This window comes from Polyangium sorediatum (assembly GCF_029946465.1).
Classification (GTDB): Bacteria; Myxococcota_A; Polyangia; order Polyangiales; family Polyangiaceae; genus Polyangium; species Polyangium fumosum.
This window is the reverse complement of record NZ_JARZHI010000006.1, coordinates 145843-165121: the sequence shown is the minus strand read 5'-3', so window position 1 is coordinate 165121 and position 19279 is coordinate 145843. Positions and strand designations below refer to the sequence as shown.

Sequence of the window (19279 nt, the reverse complement as noted above, 5' to 3'; positions counted from 1 at the left end):
TCCGGCGGAAGGTGGCGGAGGGACCTCGGCGTAGTCTTGCCCTTGGCCTGGGCGTCGGTGGCGCTTGGATCGAGGGGGCCGCCAGCGACGGGGAACAGGGCCAGCTCCGATTGCAAGCTCGCGAGGGCCGCACTTTGCGATTCATGAGGAGATCGTTCCATCCGATGAATTCGGTCCCCAAGCTCGCGCTCCCGTCGATGCCCTACCCCGGAGCAACTCCGCGGCACTCCTCAAGTGACCGGGCCCTGCCCACGCTCCCACAACCGGGTGCCGCAACTTGACAGGCACGGCCAAACCATGATTTCCTGCCTACACTTTGATAGGCAGCACCATTGACGACAAATACCACGTGGCGCGTACGCTAGGGACGGGCGGCATGGGCTCCGTCTACGAGGCTCGGCACACGGGTACGGGACGCCGCGTCGCCGTCAAGGTGATGTCGGAAGCGCTGGCGGCGAACGACGAGATGCTCGTGCGGTTCCAGCGCGAGGCACGCGCCCTTGGGGCCATCGAGACACAGCACATCGTCCAGGTCTTCGATCTCGGGGTAGACCGTTCGTCCGGGCATCCATACATGGTGATGGAGCTGCTCGCGGGCATGGATCTCGATGCGCACATCAAGCGCAATGGACCGTTGCCGCCGGAACTCGCCCTGCGCGTCGTAGCGCAGGCTTGCCTTGGGCTGCAGAAGGCACACGAGACAGGTATCGTCCATCGCGACATCAAGCCCGCCAACATGTTCCTGGCAGAGCGTGACGGCGGGGAACTCGTGGTGAAACTCCTGGACTTCGGGATCGCGCGAATCCGAAAACACGACCCCTCGGCTGTCACGACCGGCGAACTGACGCAGACGGGCGCGACGATCGGATCTCCGCAATACATGTCGCCCGAGCAAGCCAAGGGCCTGCGAACCTTGGATCATCGCAGCGACATCTGGTCGCTCGGCGTTGTGCTCTACAAGGCGCTTTGCGGGAAGACCCCGCATCATGTGCATCAGGTCATCGGGCAGCTCATCGTGGCCATCTGCACCGAACCCGCTCCGCCGCTTCAGGATCTCGCGCCCTGGGTCCCGCCCGAGGTCGCTGCCATCGCTCACAAGGCGCTCCAACTGAACGCTGAGGATCGATTTGCAAACGTCAGCGAAATGCTCGCCGCCATTCAGCAGCTTTTGCCTGCGGGTTGGAACCTTCGTAAGGAGATGTTCTCCCCCCTGCCCGAACGAGAGCGTCTACGGGTAGCACCGCGGCTGCCAATGGCAGGTCGCGCACCGATGCCGTCGACGACGGCACCGCCACTTGCAGCCTCGGGGCCCCTTCCTGGACTCGCGCCACACTCCCAGAGCGCCAAGGTGCGAACGGCCGTCCTGACGTTCGCTGGGGTCGTCATGATCGCCATCTCCGCGGTCACGCTTTTTACTTTCAAATATACTTCGTCCAGCACGGAGGATACGGCTGAGCCGAAGACGGGAGGGGCGGAGTCAGCACCGGCTGCTCCTCCGGTGGAAAAGACGGCCCCCCCTGCCGAGCCGACGACCCACGCGAGCAACAAAGCTCCGGAACCGCCCCCGAGCGCGGCGAACGTCGTAGGCACCTCGAGTGCGCAAGGTTCGCGCCTTAGGCCTCCCAGTACAGCGACAGCGCCCAAGCCCAACGCTTCGGCGAATCACAAAATTCGAGACGAGCTTTGATCTCCTCGGACCGTCAGAAGATTTAGAATCATGCGCGGAATCCAACGCATCGCCCTGCTGCTAAGTCCAGCTCTCTCGGTCTCGCTGCTGGCTCCAGCCACCTCTGCACAGGCTTCAGAGTTATCTTGCAAAGATCGTACTGCAGCCACTTCGTATATCAAGCAAGGACGGGAGTTCTTCGATGCGAACAAGCTCGATGGCGCGTTAGCAAGTTTTCGAAACTCACGGGAGTTGTGCCCGTCCGAAAATAACACGCTGAACATCGTGCTCGTCTTGAAAGCGCTCGATCGGCCCGTGGAGGCGCTCGACATGCTCGACGTGCTCCGGCGTGATTTTCCGACGCTTCGACCCGACAATGAAGCGACTGCGGTCGAACTCCGCACCTCGCTCGATCGTATTGTCGGGATGGCGGTCTTCGATGGCGACTATCCAGGCGCGACGATCATCGTGGACGGCAAGAATGTCGGCACGATACCTCAAGCTCGACCGTTGCGTCTGCCCATAGGAATGCACACCGTCAAGATCGAGGCGCAGTCCTATCTGCCCCTCGAGACGACGTTCACCGTGCTCCCGAAGGAAACCGTCCGGGTCGCGGTGTCGTTGGCCCCTGCACCGACCACGCCCCAGGAAGCGCCTCGGCCACCACTCGCCGTGCATTCGATGCATGTCGGAGTCGGCCTCCCGTTGAGCCCAAGCCTCGGTGGGGCGGTGACCGACTGCGACGATGCATGTGGCGCCGGGCCCGGAATTGGCGCGCTCATCAGCGGCGGCTACCGCTACAGGTTCACCGAATTCCTTCATATCGGCGCAACGGCTGGCTATCTTTTTTTGTGGCAGACACGATCTCGACTCGGCGCGCGGGTGCTGGTCGATGGAGCCCCCCAGTTCGCCGACGTCGATGACGATCTGTTCTTGAACTCGTTTTTTGCTGGGCCCGAGATTTCTGCTTCTTTCATGGCTGGCGGCGGACAGTTCGACGTCGGGTTCGTCCTGGGAATCATGGGTGGCCCCCTCGTCAATAGACGAACTGCGCAGGAGGGCCGCCCTGCCTTCGATGCTTCGCCCACGTTCGACCTCGTGCCACCGACAGAGACTCCCGTAGCCGGATTCGCAGGCGTGGTAACTCAGCTACAGGCGTCATGGCGTACCCCTTGGTCGCTCGCTCCTGGCTGGCCGATTCATTTGAGGCTGGGAATCCTCGGGGTCGCTCCCACGAATGTACCGCAATACGAAGCTTCATTCACCGCGAATTTCAGGACGTCGCAGACCCCGGATGAAGTCGCCAACTTTGGCGAGCGTCTCATCGGGAGTTGGTCGTTCGTCATCACCCCGGGGCTCACCGTCTACCACGACCTCTGAGGTACAGACTGCGCACGGTCTTCTGCTGGTTCATCTTGTTCTCGCGGCGAAATCATGACTGCTTCCGCGAGGAGAACGTCCTGCCATGAAGCGCTTCGTGCGTGTGCTCATTCGCACCCCCGAAGAGCGGTTCCTCGTGCTTCGCGAGCTGGGCAGGCCGTGGTGGAACTTTCCGGGCGGCAAAGTCGAAAGGGACGAGTTACCAATCGAAGCAGCCCGACGGGAACTCCTTGAGGAAGTGGGGCTCGATGCGGAGATCACCTCGCTGGAGCTCATCCATCAAGGCGTCTTCGACCTCTTTGGAATCTCCTGGGAGGGCTTTTTCTATTTTGCCCATCGCGTGAGCGGTCACGCGGAGCCGCGCGAGGGAGAGGGCATTGCGCTCTCTTGGTCGACGCTCGAAGAACTGAGGCGAGTCGCTTCGCTTCCTGGGCTCTTGGAGGAGGTCGCCCATCACGCGCAAACCCGGGGACTATCGACACATCGGGAATGAACGCCCCGCGCTTCGCCCCTACCCCCGCACGTCAATCCGCTCCGGCTCCAGCACCACCCCGAGGTACGCCAGCGCCTCGCTCGGATCCGTGAACACCCCCGTCGGCCGCTCGTCCGCACGCACCTGCCGCGTCACCTGCAGGATCCCCACCGCCGTCTGCACCAGCGTCGCGATCTTCTGGAACTCCCGCAAAAAGTGCTTTCGCAGTCGCCCGAACTCCGCCTCGAAATCAGGGTCGTTTCGCGGCGGCGCCAGGCGCGCGTCGATGAGCAACATCGTCCGCGGCCGCGAGACGTATCCGATCGCCGTCTCCATTTCGACGAACGTGTCTCGCAACGTCTCGATGCTGGGGTACGAGACGCTCGTTCGGGTCACGATCAGGAGCTTTCGGGTCACGTCGTGCCGCACAACCATGTACGGGTTGCGGTAGACCTCCTTGGGCCCGCCGCGACTCGACGGGATCATGGTCACGGAGCCGACTCCCGCGTGCACGTGACCAGGTGGAGCGAAGAGCTCTCGAGCGGCTGGACCTCGACCGCACGGCCAAAACGCGAACGCGAGACGAGCGCGCGGATCGCCGGGGCGTCGCGCGGGACGACGGCCCATTCGAGCAGGTGCTCCATCATCGGCAAATCCGTGAGGTCCGGGCCGAGCGCCGTCCATACGGCCGTCCCCGAAGGCGCGAGGTGGCCCCAGATCCAGTCGAGCAGCGCCACCGCGTCGTCGTCCGAGAGGTAATCGAAGAAGCAGAGCGCGTAGACCATGTGCTGCGGTCCAAGGAAGATCTCCGAGCCCGAGCCGGAGAGGCTCAAAGGCTCCGCGCAAAGGAACGTCATCGACGAGGCGTGCCCCGCCTCCGAAGCCAGGTGGTTGCCCCGGCGGAGCGCGTCCGGATCCGGGTCGATGCACGTCGCCGCGAGGACCCCCTCGCCCGCCTCGTCCATCGCGTCGAGCAGCTCGTCGCCGCCGCCGCTCCCGATGCTCGTCACGAGGAACGAGCCAGGGCCCGCGTGCTCGGTGGCGCGACGGACGATCTCGGCGACCATCGCCTTGCGGCTGTCGCGGCGCGCCCGGCAGACGGCGCGATCGAGGAACCACCGGTCGACGAGCGGGCCGATGAGGCCGTCGCCCTCGGCATCCGCGTCGGCGATCGCGCGGCGCGTCTCGTCGTCCTCGGCGACACCGCCGGGTTTGTCGTAGAGGCGCGCGATCGTCGCGCTCGACATGAGCAGCGCGAAGCAGATGCGGAAGACGAAGCTGCCGACGCCCTCGCGCAAGCGGCTGATGTCCCGGAACGTGAGGAGGTCGTCGACGCTGATCGCGAGCAGCGCCTTCTCCGTGGTGTGCTCTTCGAGCAAGGCGACCACGCGATCACACGAAGACGCGACCACACGCGCCGCCGCATCCGACGCCATCCGGCGCGCCGCGAGCGACTCCTCGACGCGCTGGACTTCACGCAAGACGCCCGTGAGGCCGTCGACCAGGCTCGAAGGGACGTGCCGCGCCGAGAGCTGGCCGTAACGCGCCTTGTGCGAGCGCTGGCCGCGGAGCTTCGTGAGGCTGCCGCTCAAGGCGCGCACGCGGCGGGACAAACTCACCGCGAGCGAGCGATAGAAGCGGGCCGCGAGGTCGGGGTGCGCGGAGAGGAGGGCCTCGAGGTCGGCGTTGTCGATGCGGTTCAGGACGGCGTCGCCCTCGGCGACGACGGTGGCGCTCGCGCTGCGCCGTTCGAGGAAGGAGATCTCGCCGAGGATCTGCCCCGGGCCGAAGTAGCCGACCGTGACGCCGCCGGCGCGGACCGAGATGAAGCCCTCTTGCACGAGGAAGATCGCCTCGGGGCTCTGGCCCTCCCGGACGATGGTCTCGCCGCGCACGACGTGACGCCTCTGGCTCGAACGGAGCAGGAGCTCGATGTCCTGATCCCCCAGGAAACTCAGCTTGTCACGGAGCATGCGTCGGACCTCCCTGATCCCCCACGGTCGCCTTGCGGAAATCGAACGCCGCCGGGATGCCGGCGAGGCCGTTCTCGATGACCCTCTCCCAAGCTTCGAGCCCAAACCGATAGAGCGCGTCGCGGCTCTCGGGCACCCGGCGCTGGAAGGAGTTCATCATCATGTTCATCCCCCGGAGCACCGGCGCGACATGGCGCCACGACGTGCGCGGATACGCGAGCGTGTTCGCCAGGTCCTCGCCGACGAGGTGCCGCGACAGACCGTAGAGCAGATCCACGAGCCGCTGCGCCACCACCTTCTGCGCCGGGCTCTTCGCGAGCTCGAGCGGCGCCTCCATGAGCGCCTTCACGAGCGCGCGCGAGTCGTCGTCCGGCGGATCCATCACCGCATGGATCAGCCGGATGAGGCGCAGGCCCTCGGCCTCCGTGGCCGCGCAGATCGTCGAATCGACGCCGCTGAGCAGGCCGCCGTAACGCCAGAGCTGGACGATGTCGTCGCGCTCGGCCTGGGGGACCTCGTAGCCGAGCTTGGACAGGCCCTCGATGAGGACGGACGAGAAGAGCACGTTCGTCCCGGCCATGTACGCCTGGTTCACGGGGATGCCCCAGCGCTCGTAGGGCCAGGATTTGCGCTGAAGCAGGAGCCTGCGCACCTGGGCGTGCATGAGCCGGACGCGGATCGTGATCTTGAAGCCCTCGGCGCCACGACGGAGGCCCCCCGGGCGGCACGTCTCCACGAGGAAACGCGCCGTCTCGGTGAGCCTGCGGGAGGCGCGCTGGACGAGGCGACCCGAGGCCGTGAGGGGCTTGGAACCATCCGGCGAGGCATAGGAGAGCGGGAGCGAGTAACAGGCGAGGACGACCGCCCCGAGCGGGCCGGTGCGTAACACGGCGCGGCCGCCGCGGTCGAGTTTGTCCCAGTCGAGCCAGAGCGGGATCTCGTCGATCTGCCGGAAGAACTGCACGAACGCGCGCGGCGGGCGGCGGACGCTGGCGATGCCCTCGTCGAGCGCCTGCTGGAGCATGCGGTTCGCCTGCGCAGGGCGAAGCTCGTTCAACACGGCGACGAGCTCGTCCGCAGGCGGGTCGCCGCGCATGAGGAAAGGCCCGAACGAGTCGACGGCCTCGCCGAAGCGCTCACGCGCCGCCGTTCGATCGACGTACCACGTCGGCACACGCGGCACGGCCGCGCCTTCAGGGATGTCGGGATGCAGCCTGGGGCTGTCGGTGCTCATGGCCGCCTCTCCTCTCCGACTCCTATCATGCCGGACGGACGCCACGGAATGCCCAAAGGCAGGTCATTGCCTCTTGACACCCCACCCCGCGCGCCGCCCACGGCGTATCAGCGGATCGAGCGGGGAGGCCGCACCGGGTCGTCGTGCGAGGACCCCGGCGAGGATCCGCTCGGCGACGCGGCGACCCCGGCGGAGGTCTGCGAGGCCGGCGGGGTCGCCGTGGACGCGGGCGCACCCATCGAGGCGGGGCTCGACGCCGAGGACGGCGACGTGTGCGGCGGCTTCATGCTCTGCCGTAAGGCGCGATGGTACGCGAGCGTGAACTCCTGCCGATCGGTGTAGACCGTGAGCATTCCACCGAGCGCGAGGTTCGCGATCGAGACGCCCATGCTGACAATCTTCGAGCGGACGAGGATGTGGCTGCCCACAATCTTGCCGCGGATCCAGAAGATCCAATCCGTCAGCTTGAGGCGCGCATCGGAGTCGTAGCCGCTGAGCTCCCACCAATCGTTGAAGATGATGGGTTTCGCGCCCTGGCTGATCAGCTTGTCGATAGGGTGCGTGATTTTACTCACCACCTCTTTTTCGAGGTAGCCGCTGACCTGCTCGTAGACGACGTCGTCGGTAACCTTGATACGCAGCTCCCCCCTACTCCAGCGGACGTGGTCTTCCGCACTGGAGTGAGTTCGCGGGGGGCCTGCCGGGGGCATGCGCCACTGATACCGGAATCCAAGGCGGAAGGCCAGCTTCGGCCTGCATTTCCGCGTAGAACCCTCGGTTTTGCGGGGAGGAGGTCGACTACCGCGGGCTCGAGATGGGCGCGCTGTCCGGCATCGCTTCGATGATCCGGCGGCGGCTGGCGCGGAGGAGGCGGCCCACGCCGGGCTCGATGTTGGGGATTGCCGTGCCGATGAGGCGCGCGCGCTCGGCGAGACGCACGAGGCCCTCCGGACCGATGCGCAGGCGCGCCTTCGGCTCGATCACGCAGAGCATGCCCCGCGTGCGGCCTGCCGCGTCGAGCACCGGCGCTGCCGCGAAACCTCGCACGAGCCCCTCCATCACCGATACGTCGCCCTGGAAGAACGGATGCGCGAACGCGTCCGACACGACGAGCGTCTCCCCTGCCCCGAGCACGTGCCGGCCGATTCCCCCGAGCACCGGCCACCTGCGCGCATCCATCCCCACGGCCGAGATCAGAGCGCGGCCCTCCCCCTGGGCCACCATCGCGAGCGCCACCGACGCGTGCAGCTCCTCCGCGGCCGACCGGACGAACCAGTCGAGGCGAGGATCTCGCGGCCCTTCCTGCATCGAGCGGACGGAATGGACCGGCGTCGAGCGCGCGGCCTCCGAGAGCGGCGCCGGCAGCTCTGCGCCCTTCAGCAAGGCCTCGGCGAGGCTCCGGAGCGTGTCCGGCGAGGCGTTCCGAGGCAGGATCGCGCTGATGCCGAGGTGCTCGCGCAGCGCGCCGGCGAAGGCGCGGAGCTCGGGGAACGGCGAGGTGACGATGACCTTCGCGCTGCGACCGCTGATGCGCGCGCGCAGCCAGTCGAGCACCTCGAACCCGTCGACGACCGGGAGCGAGAGCGACGTGATGAGGAGCGCCGGGGTGCCGAAGCGGCGGAGCAGCCAGATGGCGCGCTCGCCGTCCTGCGCCACGAGCGGGACGAGGCCGAGGGCGTCGACGACGGCGACCTGGGCAGCAGAGAGGATTGGATCGGGTTCGGCGACGAGGGCGAATGCGGACATGAGGTACCTCCTCCGGGGGGCGGGGGGTTCAGGGGATTCGCCACCAACTTAAACAATTCTTATGCCACGGCATGGATGCGGTCGGGAAGGGCCCGATTGAGCAGATGACGCGCGAAGGTGGCGCGTGTCGCGCAAAGATCGCGCGCCGGAGGTCCGTCCCGCGCGAGCCACGCTGATGCCTGGACATCGCACTGATGTCCGCGCCCCTCGCACGTCGCGCGATCACTGCAAATCCTGCGCGAAAAGGGGGCGCACGTTCTCCGGTCCCTCGTTGCGCGGGTTGTTGACGCGCGGGGAGACGGGCGTCACGACGAGGTCGTCGCCCACGCGCGCGGCGACCATCGCCTGGAGAACATCGGCGCGTTGCTCCTCGGGATCGAGCCAGGGGCCGTAGGCGTCCGCGGCGAGGAGGACGGGCATGCGATCGTGCACGTCGGCCACGGCGGCGCGGGCCTCGGCCGTCAGGATGGTGAAGGTGTCGAGCGCGCTGCCCTCGGCGTTCTTCCAGCGCGCCCAGAGCCCGGCGAAGGCGAACGGCTTCTCGTCCGGCATGTGGATGCGGCAAGGCTGCTTCTTGCCGGTGCCGAGCTTTTTCCACTCGTAGAAGCCGTCCGTGACGACGAGGCAACGCTTCGACTTGAAGCTCGATCGGTACGCGGGCTTCTCGGCGGCGGTCTCGACACGGGCGTTGATCATGCGATCGCCGATCGAGACGTCCTTCGCCCACGAAGGGACGAGGCCCCAGCGGGCGAGCTCGATCGTGCGCGGCGCGCCGGGCGAGAGGACACGCACGACGGGCATGTCCTGGGTGGGCGCGACATTGAAGCGCGGCGAGAGGAGCGGGACGTCGAGGACCCCGAAAAGGGGGCCGAGGAGGTTCGGCGCTACGTTCGTCAGGGTGTATCGGCCACACATGGGAACATCCGAAAAACCGAGAGGCGGCGCGTCGGGTGTACGCGGCGAACCCCCGCCCGCGAGGACAGGCGCGCCGCGGGGCGTTCGTACCACAGGAAGGGGCGCCCGTGGGAAGGAGGATGCGAGGCCCCCGCGCGGCGAGCGCGCGTGTTGACAAGGGAGCGAGCGGCGGCGACGATGCCGCGGCCGATGGCGATCCACGCGCTCTCCCGTGACGATTTGCTCGTCCTCGTCGACGGCTTCCTCGACGCGTTCAACCGGAACGACCTCGACGCCGTGATGCATCATTTCACGGAGGACGCGCTCTACGTGACGTACGACGGCAAAGAGCATCGCGGCAAGGGGAAGATCCGCGCGGCATTCGAGCCGCAATTCCGCGGAGAATTCGGCAAGATCTCATTCCTCGCGGAGGACCGGCTGCTCGACGAGGAGGCCGGCAAAGCAATGGTGCGCTGGACCTGCCGGCACGAGCTCGAAGGCGGGCAGGCGGCGCTGCCCGGGCTCGCCGAGGTGAGGAACCTGGTGTTTCGCGGGGTGTATGGGCGGGTCTTCGCCTGGCAGGGGCTCGACGTGCTGCATTTCGAGGGGGGCAAGGTGCGGGAGAAGCGAACGTATTCGCAGGCGCACGTGCCGCTCGGACGCGGGGCGAGGTAGCAAAAACCCCTAGGACACGGGCGCCGCTTTCGCTACCGTCGGCGCGCTTTCCCGATGCTGGGACGACTCGATCGAACGTCTCTCCTCGCCGCGGCCCTCGCGCTCGGGGCCTGCACGCGCCCGGCGCCCGAGCCGGTGCATGCGAAGAGCAGCCCAAAGCCGGCGCCGTCCCTCGGGCTCGACAAGCCGCTCGTGGGCGGGGCGCGGCTGTTTCATACGGCGATCGACGACGCGTTCTGGGTCTCGCACGAGGCGGATCGGGATCGGTTGGTCTCGGCGGGCGTGCGGTTCGAGCTCGCGCCGGAGAGCGGCGAGGTGCTGGCGGCGGCGTGGGACGTCGATCTGGCGCTCAAGAGTGATCCGCTCGTCGGGTCGCTCGTGGTGGCGCCGCACCTCGGCGGCGGGTTCGTGCACTGGAGCCGGACGCGGGTGTTCCGGTCGGACACGTTCACGGGACCGATGCGGCCGGTCGCGCTCGGTGGGGCGCTCGGGGTCGGGGCCGTGCGCGGGGCGCGGAGCGGGCTCGACGTGGTGCTCGTGTTCGGGGAGGCGGGCACGGCCGCGCTGCGGAAGGGGAGCGACGCGCTGGAAGCGCCGAGCGAGGCGGGGCTCGCGGACTTCGCGGCGCTGGATGCGAAGCGCGCGGCGCGCGTGGACTACCTCGGCCGGCTCGCCTCGACGGGGGACGGGGGCGCGACGTGGACCGACGCGGCCTCGGTCGCGGGCCTCGGGAGCAAGACGTTCCTGGTGCAGCCGGGCGCGCTCGCCGTGGACACGTGGCAAGGGCGGCTGCCGCTCGGCGCGGATGGGCGGTTCGGGCCGATGGACGGGGCGCAACACGGATCGAGCCACGGGCGCGGGTTCGAGCCGATCCTGCCCGGGTCGAGGGCGGACGATCGGAACGCGTGGTGGATCTGGCGGGATACGCCGCCGATCCAGGCCGCGGTGCTCGGCGGGGCGAGGGTCGCGGCGGGGCGAGCGCTGGCGATGAGCCCGTCGGCCATGGCGGAGGTGGATCTCGCCCGGGCCTCGATCCTCCGCGCCGTGACGGACTTTCCGCAGCCGGGGCTCCTGTGCTCGGCGGTGGCGGGGCCCGAGGCGCCGCTCGTCGTGTGCGGCTGGGAGATGTACCAGGACACGACGTCGTACGTGATGCGCCTGCAAGACGGGGCGCTCCCGCCCGTGGTCGACCGGGCCTTCAGCGAAGACGGCTACTTCGTGACCGACGACGCGGGCGCGATCGCGTTCGTGGGGCCGTGCAAGTACACGCCGCGGCTGCTCGATCCGAACGATCCGTCGCGCATGGACTTCGGCAGCGAGGTCCGGCCGGCGACGCGGATCTGCGTGCGGCGCGGGCCGGACGAATGGGTCGAGCACGCGATCGAGCTGCCGCCCGGGCAAGAGGTGTACGGCTGGGCGCCGCGGCGGGACGGGACGGCGGTGGCGCTCGTCGTCGATCCCCACACGGAGGGTTTGCCCGAGGCGAAACACGACACGTCGCGCGTGGTCGTGCAGGGCGGGGTGCGGATCGTGCGGGTGCCGGCCGAGGTCTCCGGCATGTTGTTCTCGCGCCCGTCGTGGAGCCCGTACGGCATGTACGCGGGCAGCTTGCGCGGGCCGATCGGGCCGCTCGTGGAGCGGCGGTTCCAGGCGCGCGAGGACGGCTCGATCGAGGGCTGGGTGGCGGCGCCGAACGCGGGCGAGGTGAGCGGCATCTTCGCCGGGGTCGTCGTGGATCCGCAGGGGCGGGTGACGACGTTCCCCCTGCCGTCGCGGGTCCTCGGCATGAGCGTGACGGGCGACTTCGGCGTGGCGCTCACGCGGGACGGCGATCTGTACGAGACGATCGATCATGGCCGGAGCTTCCAAGCGGCGGGGCGGTCGCCGCTGCCGCCCGCGTCCTTCGGCGGGTTTTGCTCGGCGCTCGGGTGCGTGCTCGGCCCGGTGACGCGCCTCGGCTGGGGATCGACCGGCGCGGCGCCCGTGGTGCACCCGGCCGAGCCCTCCGAGGAGCCGGCGTCGAAGCCGCCCATGCGCCTCACCTGCACGCCGAACGGCAAGCCGGAGATCATGCCGGACGCGGCGCTCGTGCCGGACAAGGGACGGCTGTCGTGGCAAACGGGGCTCGGCGACATCGTCACGCTCGTGCGCGAGGTGGAGAACCTGCCCGGGGAGGAGGCGGGGCACGCGGGGTTGCCGCCCGAGCTCGTGCAGATGCTGCCGCCGGAGGTGCTCGCGCAGCTCCCGAAGGACGCGCTCCAGGCCATGCTGAAGAACATGCCGCAGGCCGACGCGGCCCCGCCGGCGCCGGGGAAGACCCCGCCGCGGAAGCCGAGCGCGGCGACGCTGCGCACGCATTCGCTCCTGATGCGGGCGCCGTTCGAGCCGGGCGCGTCGCCGCTGCGGATCGACGCGACAGGCGCGGACCTCGAGAACGTGCGGCGCGTGGTGGTGACGCCGCTGCTGACGCCGAAAGGGGAGGTCGGGCTCCTGTTCGTGACGGACAAGCACGAGCTCGTGGTGACGCCCGAGCGGGTGGCGACGCTGCCGCTCTTCGAGCCCCGGCGCTACTCGGTGGCCGACACCGCGCCGGGCGGCGGGCTCCTGCTCGGGCCGGAGCGCGCGCTCGTGCTGGGCGAGATCCGTCGGCGCATGACGCTCGAGGAGCACGCGCAGGCGCCGCTGCGCCCGCCGGTCTTCGTGGGCCAGGAGCGCGACGCGGGCGGGCGCAGGCCGCTGACGCTGGCCCGGCGGGACGACGGGGCGATCGGGATCTTGCTCTGGGACGGGAGCCCGCCGCGCGTGGTCGCCGTCGCGGAGCTCGATCCGGCGACGTCGAGCCCGCGGCCCCGGACGCCGCTCGCGCCGTGGACGACGGCGACGCCGGCCGACGATCCGCGCTGCAAGAAGGCCACAGGCTTTCGTGCGCTCGTCCCCATGGAGCCCTCGGCGTGGCTCGGGTTCGACAGCCGCGCGCTGCCGGGCGTGACCTTGCGCGGCTCGGGCGCGGCGCTCGTGCGCTGGACGGAGGAGCGGGTCTGCGTGGAGGCGATCGACGTCGGAGCCGAGCGCCGGCCCGACGACGTCACGCGCAGCGAGGGGAGCCTGATCGTACGCTGGGAAGCTTCGGGCTCGAAGCGCCGCGGCGCCGTGCTCCAGGCGGGCGGGCTGCGGCAAGAGCTCACCTGCAAGCTCGAACCGACGCCGCAGGAGCAAGCCCGATGAAGCGCGCCGCCCTCACGTCGGCCTGCGCGCTCCTCATGGCCGCGGTGAGCTGCACGGGGGCGCGCCCCACGCCGAACAAGCCTTCGTCCACGGAAGCCGCGCGCGGGGCGAAAGAGGACAGCAAGGCGTCGCCGCGGGCGCCGGCCCTCGGTCCACCGCGCTGGGTCGTGACGGGCGCGGCCGCGTGGATCGAGCGGACCGAGGCCGGGATCGATCGATCCCTCGCGGGCGGACGCCGCGTCGAGGCGCGCGGCGCCGACGTGATCGCGCGGGCCAAGGACACGGTCGATTTCGAGGGGGCGGCGGCGGCCCCGCCGTGGAGCGCCGCGCCGGCCGCGCCCGCGCGGTACGTGCTCTGGAGAGAGCGCGAGGTGTTCGGCGCGGCCACGTGGCTCGGCGAGGCCCGGCCCCTCGGGAAGCTGCCGGCGACCGTGCAAAACACGTTCGACTGGCTCGATGGCGTCGGGCTCGTGACGGCGGCCGGCGTGTTCGTGGTGTCGCCCGCGGGAGGCCCGCCACGGAAGCTCGACCTGCCTGGCTTTGCCACGGGGCTCGCGGCCGACGCGCGCCGCGCGCTCGTGCTGACCGTGTTCGGCCACGCGCGCCTCACGACGGACGGCGGCGCGACCTACCGCGACGTGTCGGCGGAGCTCCCGGAGGCGACGGAGCTCGAGGTCCGCGGCGACGATCTGCACGTCCTGCTCCGGGGCGAGGAGAGCCGGCTCGTCGACGCGCGCGGCGCCCTCGTATCGGACCGCGCGCCGCAGGGCCCGAGACGCCACGAGCCGCCGCCCGAGCTCGATGATTTCTGGCCCGAGGACGCCGCCCAGTCGCCCCTCGAAGCGGCGGCCGCGTACGGCCTTCGCTGGCTCGAAGGCGACGCCCTCGCGATCGCGGAGGGCGCCGTCGCGCGCGTCGACCTGCGCACGGGCCGGGCGACCGCGCTCCTCGCGCTCGAGACGGCCGAGGACACGTGCGCGCCGCTCCGCGTGAAGGACGGCGCGCTGCTCGTCTGCGAGTCGCACAACCGCGCCACCGTGTTCGACCTGGCCAGCGGCGGGCGCATCGAGCGCACGTTCGACCTGCCGGACGCGCCGACCTGGGATCGCTTCGTCGTCGCGGACGGCGAGGCGCTCGGCTTCGTCGGCCCGTGCGAGGGGCCCGCGCCGGGCTCGCCTGCCGACGTCGTCGCCTCGGCCTCGCCGACGAACGCCTCGAACCAACGGAGCCCGGTCTTCTGCGTGCGCAAGGGGCCGGGCGCGTGGGTCGAGCACAGGGTCGCGCCCGCCGACGCGAGCGACGTCGTCGCCTGGATCCCGCGCGCCGAGGGCGCCGCCGTGGCCCTCGTGGCCCTCCCCGTCACGTTCGTCCACAACGCGCCCCGCGTCACCGTGCGCGGCGCCCTCCGCGTCGTGCGCGTGGGCCGCAACGAGCCGCCGCTCGACATCACCACGTACAGCTCCGAGACGAGCGCGCTGCTCACGCGGGCGCTCCACGTCACGCCCGACGGCACCCTCGAAGGCTGGCTCCCCTCGGCGCACGGCCCGTCGAACCTCGCGGCCGTGACCATCGACGCCGAGGGCCGCCCCCGGCAACACGCCCTGCCGGCGCAGACCGTCAGCCTCACGATCTCGGGCCGCTTCGGCATCGCCCGCACCGAGACCGAGCGCCTCTTCGAGACCACGGACTACGGCCGTAGCTTCCGCCTCGTCGAGCCCCCGCCAAGCGGCGGATCGGCCGAGCCCATGTCGTGCAGCGAGATCGGCTGCCAGGTCGGCACGTTCGTGCGGATCGGCTGGAACGACGGCTCCACGCCGGCGCCCGAAGACACGGCCCCGCCCAAGCAGAACCCCGAGTACCAGCGCCCGATCCCCGAGCCACCGCTCGTGCGCCTCGCCTGCCGGTACGCCGGCCCGGGCGAGGGCAAGCGCATCCCCGACTCGTTTGGCCTCGGCTACACGCAGACGCCCATCGCCCGCCTGACGCCGGGCCGCATCGGCTTCACGGGCGGGATGTTCATCCCCTGGAGCGGCCCGCAGCCCGGAGGCGCGACGGGCGACGCCGAAGTCGCCTACGTGCCCCTGCTCGACCTCGCGGCGCCCATCGTTCGCACCACGATCCCGCTCTCGCGCCTCGGCCCCACCCCGTTCCATCCGTACGAAATCCGGCTCGGCTACGTGCTCGACGGCACGAAGGTGCGGGCCGTGGCCACCGCGGGCATGGGCCGCTGCGCCGCCTCTCTCGTCGACGACGCGGGCCTGACCTTGCCGATCGGCGGGTGCATCGAGGATCCCGCGGTGGGCGTCGTGCACGGGAGCCGCGCCCTGCTCGTGAGCGGGACCGGCAACAGCCAGGCCGTCTCCGCCGTGGAGCTGCCCCGCTCCGCGCCGACCCCGGGCCGCGCCGTCCTCCCCGGCGCGCGGCGCGAGCTCGGCTTGCTCCATCCGCCCGATGCCGCGAGCCGCTTCGACCTCGCCGCCGGCCTGCTGCGCGGAAAGGACCCGGTCGTCGTCGCCGTCGACGCGGGCGGCGACGCCGTGCTCGCGCCGCTCGACCCGGATCGGGGCACGCTCGGCCCGGAGAAACGCCTCGCGTCCCTCGAAGGCCTCACCGCCGCCTCGGATCCTCGTTGCGCGCCGCAGCCCGACGACGCCCGCGTGGTCCTGCCCTTCGACACGGAGATCGGCCTCGCCCAGGGCATGCTCCACGGCATCGTCGCGAGTGGATCGGCGGGGTTCGCCGTCCTGCGCTGGTCGCCGGCCCGTGTTTGCCTCGAAGCCGTGGAGATCGCGGTCCGCGACGAGCGCCACGAGGTCGAGCTCGGCGCCTACGACCCGCCGGGCACCGTCCGCAAGCTCATCGCCCGCTTCGACGGCAAGGGCCCCGGCAAGGGCACACTCGTGGTCCTCGGCTTCGGCACCGAAGTCCGCCAGCCGCTCACCTGCGAAGGCATCGTCCGATGAAGAAACGCGCCTTCCCCGCGGCCGCGTCCGTCGCCCTCGCCGCCTTCGCCGCCTGCTCCACGCCGCCCGCGCGCCCGAGCGCCTCCGCCCCGCCGCCCGCGCCGCTCCGCGCAACACCCGCGGCCACGCCCGAGCCCCTCCTCGGCCCGGCCCGGTATGTCCTCGCCGAGGGCGTCGGCGTCTCCTTCGACGAGGCTGGCCGCGCCTCCGCCTTGCCCCGCCCCGAGCCCGCCATCGCCTCCGGCAACCGCTTCCTCCTCGACGGCGGCCTCGTCCTCGCCGAGGCGCGTGGCCCCGAGACGCTGTACGGCTTCCGCTCCCTGCCCGCGCGCCTCGGCGGCGGCTACGTCTTCTGGTCGGACACGCGCACCTACCACGCCGACACCTTCCTCGGCGAGCTCCGCCCCCTCGCGCAGATCGCGGCCGAAGGCGGCGCGCGCCCCTGGCTCGACACCCTCGTCCTGCGCACCGACCTCGGCCTGCTCGAGCTCGACCCCCGCGCCCCGACCCCCACCGTCCGCCGCACCGACCTCGCGCGCTTCGCCGAGGCCTTTTCCCTCGACGGCAAGCACGGCGTCCGCCTCGACGCCTTTGGCCGCGCCGAGATCACCACCGACGGCGGCAAGACCTTCCGCGACCTCACCGCCGAGCGGGGCGTCCGCGTCTTCAACGTGGGGGAGGGCGCGTCGGGCAGGCTCCTCCTCTACCCAAACCGGGGGGGCTACCCCCCTACGCTCGCCCTCGACCCCGCCGCCGGCCTCGTCCCCTTCCTTGTGGCCCCGCAGAACGACCTCGGCGTCGGCATGACGCCCTACGCCGTCGACGACCCGCTCCCCACGAGCCGCCAGCTCGCCCCGTCCGAGCTCGCGGGCGCCGTCTTTGCCGGGGCGCGCCTCCCGGGGGGCCGCGCCCTCGTCACGCGTGAACAGTCCGTCCGTGTCCTCGCCCTCGCCACGGGCCAGGTCCTCGACGATGCCTACTCCCTCGGCGTCGCCGAGCCCTACACGCACTGCCAGCCCCTCACCCGCGGCGCCGATGTCCTGCTCGCGTGCACCCATCCGCATGGCGCCCATGTCCTCGCCCTCCGGGACGACCCCTCCGCGCCGCGCCTCGAAGCCACCTTCCCCGAGCCGTCCACCTTCATCGCCGGCCTCGGCACGCGCTTCGCGTTCACGGGTCGATGCGGCGCGCTCGTCCCCACCGTCGCCGATTTCCGGGGCGCTCCGCCCGTCAGCGAGCCGCCCCTGCGACTCTTCGGGCCCAGCGAGTCCACGACCGCGCCCCCCGAAGACCCGCCCGAGCCGCTCGACCCCACCCCCACCGACGAGGCCTACGTCTGCGTCCGCGCCGCCGACGGCGCCTGGACCGAGCGACGCCTCACGGGCGACGACGCGACCCACCTGTACCGGTTCCTCCCCGGCGACGGCGGCACAGCCACGGCCCTTGTCCTCCGCGGCAAGGACACGAAACCCGCCTCGACCCCCGCGCCCGAGGGCGTCCGCATCCTCCGCGTCGACCCCGACGACCCCGCCCTCGACGGCGCCCGCTTCCCGGCGGTCCTCACGCCCATGGAAGAGCCTCCCTACCGCTCGATCGACCGCGATTTCTGGCTCGACGAGAAAGACGGCTCCGTCCACGGCTGGATCGTCCTCCCGCCCGAAGGCGAGTCCGCCGAGGATGCCTTCGATCGCGAGCCCCTCCCCCAGGGCCGCTCCGAGCGCATGCTCCCCGTCGCCTCGCGCCCCGGCGGCCGCTTCGCCGGCGTCCACATCCAGCCCGACGGCCGTGTCGAGGTCCATCCCCTCCCGCCCGGCATCGTCGAGCTCATCCGCGGCGGCCCCTTCGCCCTCGCCCGCGCCGACGCCGACGGCCTCGCCACCTACCACGAGACCACCGACGGCGGCCGCACCTTCCGCCCCGTCGCCCCGCCTCCCGTCGGCGAGCTCAGCGCCCCCTACGACGCCAACGTCGTCCAGGGCTGCTCCGAGCTCGGCTGCGCCCTCGGCGACGGCGTCGTCCGCCTCGGCTGGGGGGGCCCCGCGCCCGCGGCCCCGCCGCCCCCGCCGCCCGACCTCGCCCCGGCCCCCGCGCCGCCCGTCAAGCGCCTCGGCTCGCTCCCCCTCCGTTGCCGCCTCGAACGCCCCGGCGCCCCTGCGCCCCGCGACGACGGCAAGAGCGACGCCGCCGCCCCGCCCCTCCCGGCCTCGCTCCGCAACCCGCCCGGCGTCGCCGTCGGCGTCGTCCGCGCGGGCAGCTTCCACGTCGACGTCGGCCTCCCCTTCGACCCGCGCCCCCCGCGCCGCGTCACCTTCAAGGCCCCGACCCTCACCCGCGTCGAGGGCGCCGTCGTCCCCGTCCTCCTCGCGACCGACGCCTCGCCTGTCGGCTTCTTCCTCCGCACGAACGAGCTTCGCTTCGACGTCGGCCTCCCGGGCAGCGCGCCGAGCCAGGGCCCCGTCGCCCTCAAGCACAACGGCGTCTTCACCTCCGCCGCCGACCTCGGCCGCGGCGACCTCCTCACGCTCAATGGCATGGATGGCGAACTCTCCCTCGTCCGCGGCGGCCTCGTCCGTTCCATCACCGAAATGGCCCGCGTCCCCGACGTCACCCGCCACCGCCTCGGCATCGCCCGTCGCCGCGGCGATGCCGCCTCCGCTCGGCTCGCCGTGAGCGCCGTCTCCGGCACCTCCGGCGACATCCTCCTCGCCGACCTCGACCTCGCCCGCGCTGCCCTCGGCCCCGTGCGCGCCGCTGGCAGCCTCACGAACCTCGACCCCTCCCCGGCGTGCCGCCCCGACCCCGACGCCTACCGCCTCCTTGCCGAGGTCCTCGTCGACGTCCAGTTCGACCCGCCGCACCCCGCGTATGACGCCCCGAGCCTCGGGGCCACGGCCCTCGTCGCTGTCTCGGCCGGCCGCACCTGCCTGGAGGGGCTCGAGGTCCGGTTGTCCCCGAACAACACGACCCTCGTGGTCCGATTTCCGTCCCCCGGCGCATCCCTCGTGCGGGAGGCGGGCCGTAGCGACGCGGCGATTTGTTCGAGCCCTTGAC

13 protein-coding genes are annotated in these 19279 nt (G+C 71.0%); 7 read left to right on the top strand and 6 right to left on the bottom strand.

Annotated elements, in window-relative coordinates:
- The first annotated feature begins 349 nt into the window (after window positions 1-349).
- The 3 genes from QHF89_RS10055 (at window position 350) to QHF89_RS10045 (ending at window position 3539) form a co-directional block, all read left to right on the top strand.
- Window positions 350-1687: a serine/threonine protein kinase gene (locus QHF89_RS10055; protein WP_284720317.1), complete on the top strand. Its 1338-nt coding sequence runs from the start codon at window positions 350-352 to the stop codon at window positions 1685-1687.
- Between the two features lie 30 nt (window positions 1688-1717).
- Window positions 1718-3046, top strand: coding sequence for a PEGA domain-containing protein (locus tag QHF89_RS10050; RefSeq protein ID WP_136965633.1), 1329 nt, complete (start codon window positions 1718-1720; stop codon window positions 3044-3046).
- Between the two features lie 85 nt (window positions 3047-3131).
- Window positions 3132-3539 carry an NUDIX hydrolase gene (locus QHF89_RS10045; RefSeq protein WP_136965634.1) on the top strand — a complete coding sequence of 136 codons (408 nt, stop codon included), beginning with the start codon at window positions 3132-3134 and terminating at the stop codon, window positions 3537-3539.
- 18 nt (window positions 3540-3557) lie between these two features.
- Here QHF89_RS10045 and QHF89_RS10040 read toward each other — a convergent pair whose 3' ends face one another.
- From QHF89_RS10040 to QHF89_RS10015, 6 genes are all read right to left on the bottom strand, one after another.
- On the bottom strand, window positions 3558-4004 hold the full coding sequence (locus QHF89_RS10040) for a hypothetical protein (protein WP_136965635.1): 447 nt from the start codon (window positions 4002-4004) through the stop codon (window positions 3558-3560).
- Window positions 4005-4006: 2 nt separating this feature from the next.
- On the bottom strand, window positions 4007-5491 hold the full coding sequence (locus QHF89_RS10035; RefSeq protein ID WP_136965636.1) for a cyclic nucleotide-binding domain-containing protein: 1485 nt from the start codon (window positions 5489-5491) through the stop codon (window positions 4007-4009).
- Window positions 5481-6725 carry an oxygenase MpaB family protein gene (locus QHF89_RS10030; RefSeq protein WP_136965637.1) on the bottom strand — a complete coding sequence of 415 codons (1245 nt, stop codon included), beginning with the start codon at window positions 6723-6725 and terminating at the stop codon, window positions 5481-5483. Before QHF89_RS10030 ends, QHF89_RS10035 begins: the two co-directional genes overlap by 11 nt.
- A 107-nt stretch (window positions 6726-6832) precedes the next feature.
- A complete protein-coding gene (locus QHF89_RS10025) occupies window positions 6833-7300 on the bottom strand; it encodes a hypothetical protein (protein WP_284720316.1) in 468 nt (155 codons plus the stop codon).
- Window positions 7301-7523: 223 nt separating this feature from the next.
- Window positions 7524-8471 carry a response regulator gene (locus QHF89_RS10020; RefSeq protein ID WP_136965638.1) on the bottom strand — a complete coding sequence of 316 codons (948 nt, stop codon included), beginning with the start codon at window positions 8469-8471 and terminating at the stop codon, window positions 7524-7526.
- 222 nt (window positions 8472-8693) lie between these two features.
- Window positions 8694-9386, bottom strand: coding sequence for an SOS response-associated peptidase (locus QHF89_RS10015; protein WP_284720315.1), 693 nt, complete (start codon window positions 9384-9386; stop codon window positions 8694-8696).
- Between the two features lie 189 nt (window positions 9387-9575).
- Here QHF89_RS10015 and QHF89_RS10010 point away from each other — a divergent pair, with 189 nt between their 5' ends.
- From QHF89_RS10010 to QHF89_RS09995, 4 genes are read left to right on the top strand one after another with little or no spacing between them, the layout of a single operon-like run.
- Window positions 9576-10040 (top strand): YybH family protein, encoded by a 465-nt coding sequence (locus QHF89_RS10010; RefSeq protein ID WP_284720314.1) that lies wholly within the window; start codon window positions 9576-9578, stop codon window positions 10038-10040.
- A 54-nt stretch (window positions 10041-10094) separates the two neighbouring features.
- On the top strand, window positions 10095-13265 hold the full coding sequence (locus QHF89_RS10005) for a hypothetical protein (RefSeq protein ID WP_136965641.1): 3171 nt from the start codon (window positions 10095-10097) through the stop codon (window positions 13263-13265).
- A complete protein-coding gene (locus tag QHF89_RS10000) occupies window positions 13262-16228 on the top strand; it encodes a hypothetical protein (RefSeq protein ID WP_136965642.1) in 2967 nt (988 codons plus the stop codon). Before QHF89_RS10005 ends, QHF89_RS10000 begins: the two co-directional genes overlap by 4 nt.
- Entirely contained in the window at window positions 16225-19278 is a 3054-nt protein-coding gene (locus QHF89_RS09995) for a hypothetical protein (protein ID WP_136965643.1), read from the top strand. Before QHF89_RS10000 ends, QHF89_RS09995 begins: the two co-directional genes overlap by 4 nt.
- Window position 19279: the final 1 nt, after the last annotated feature.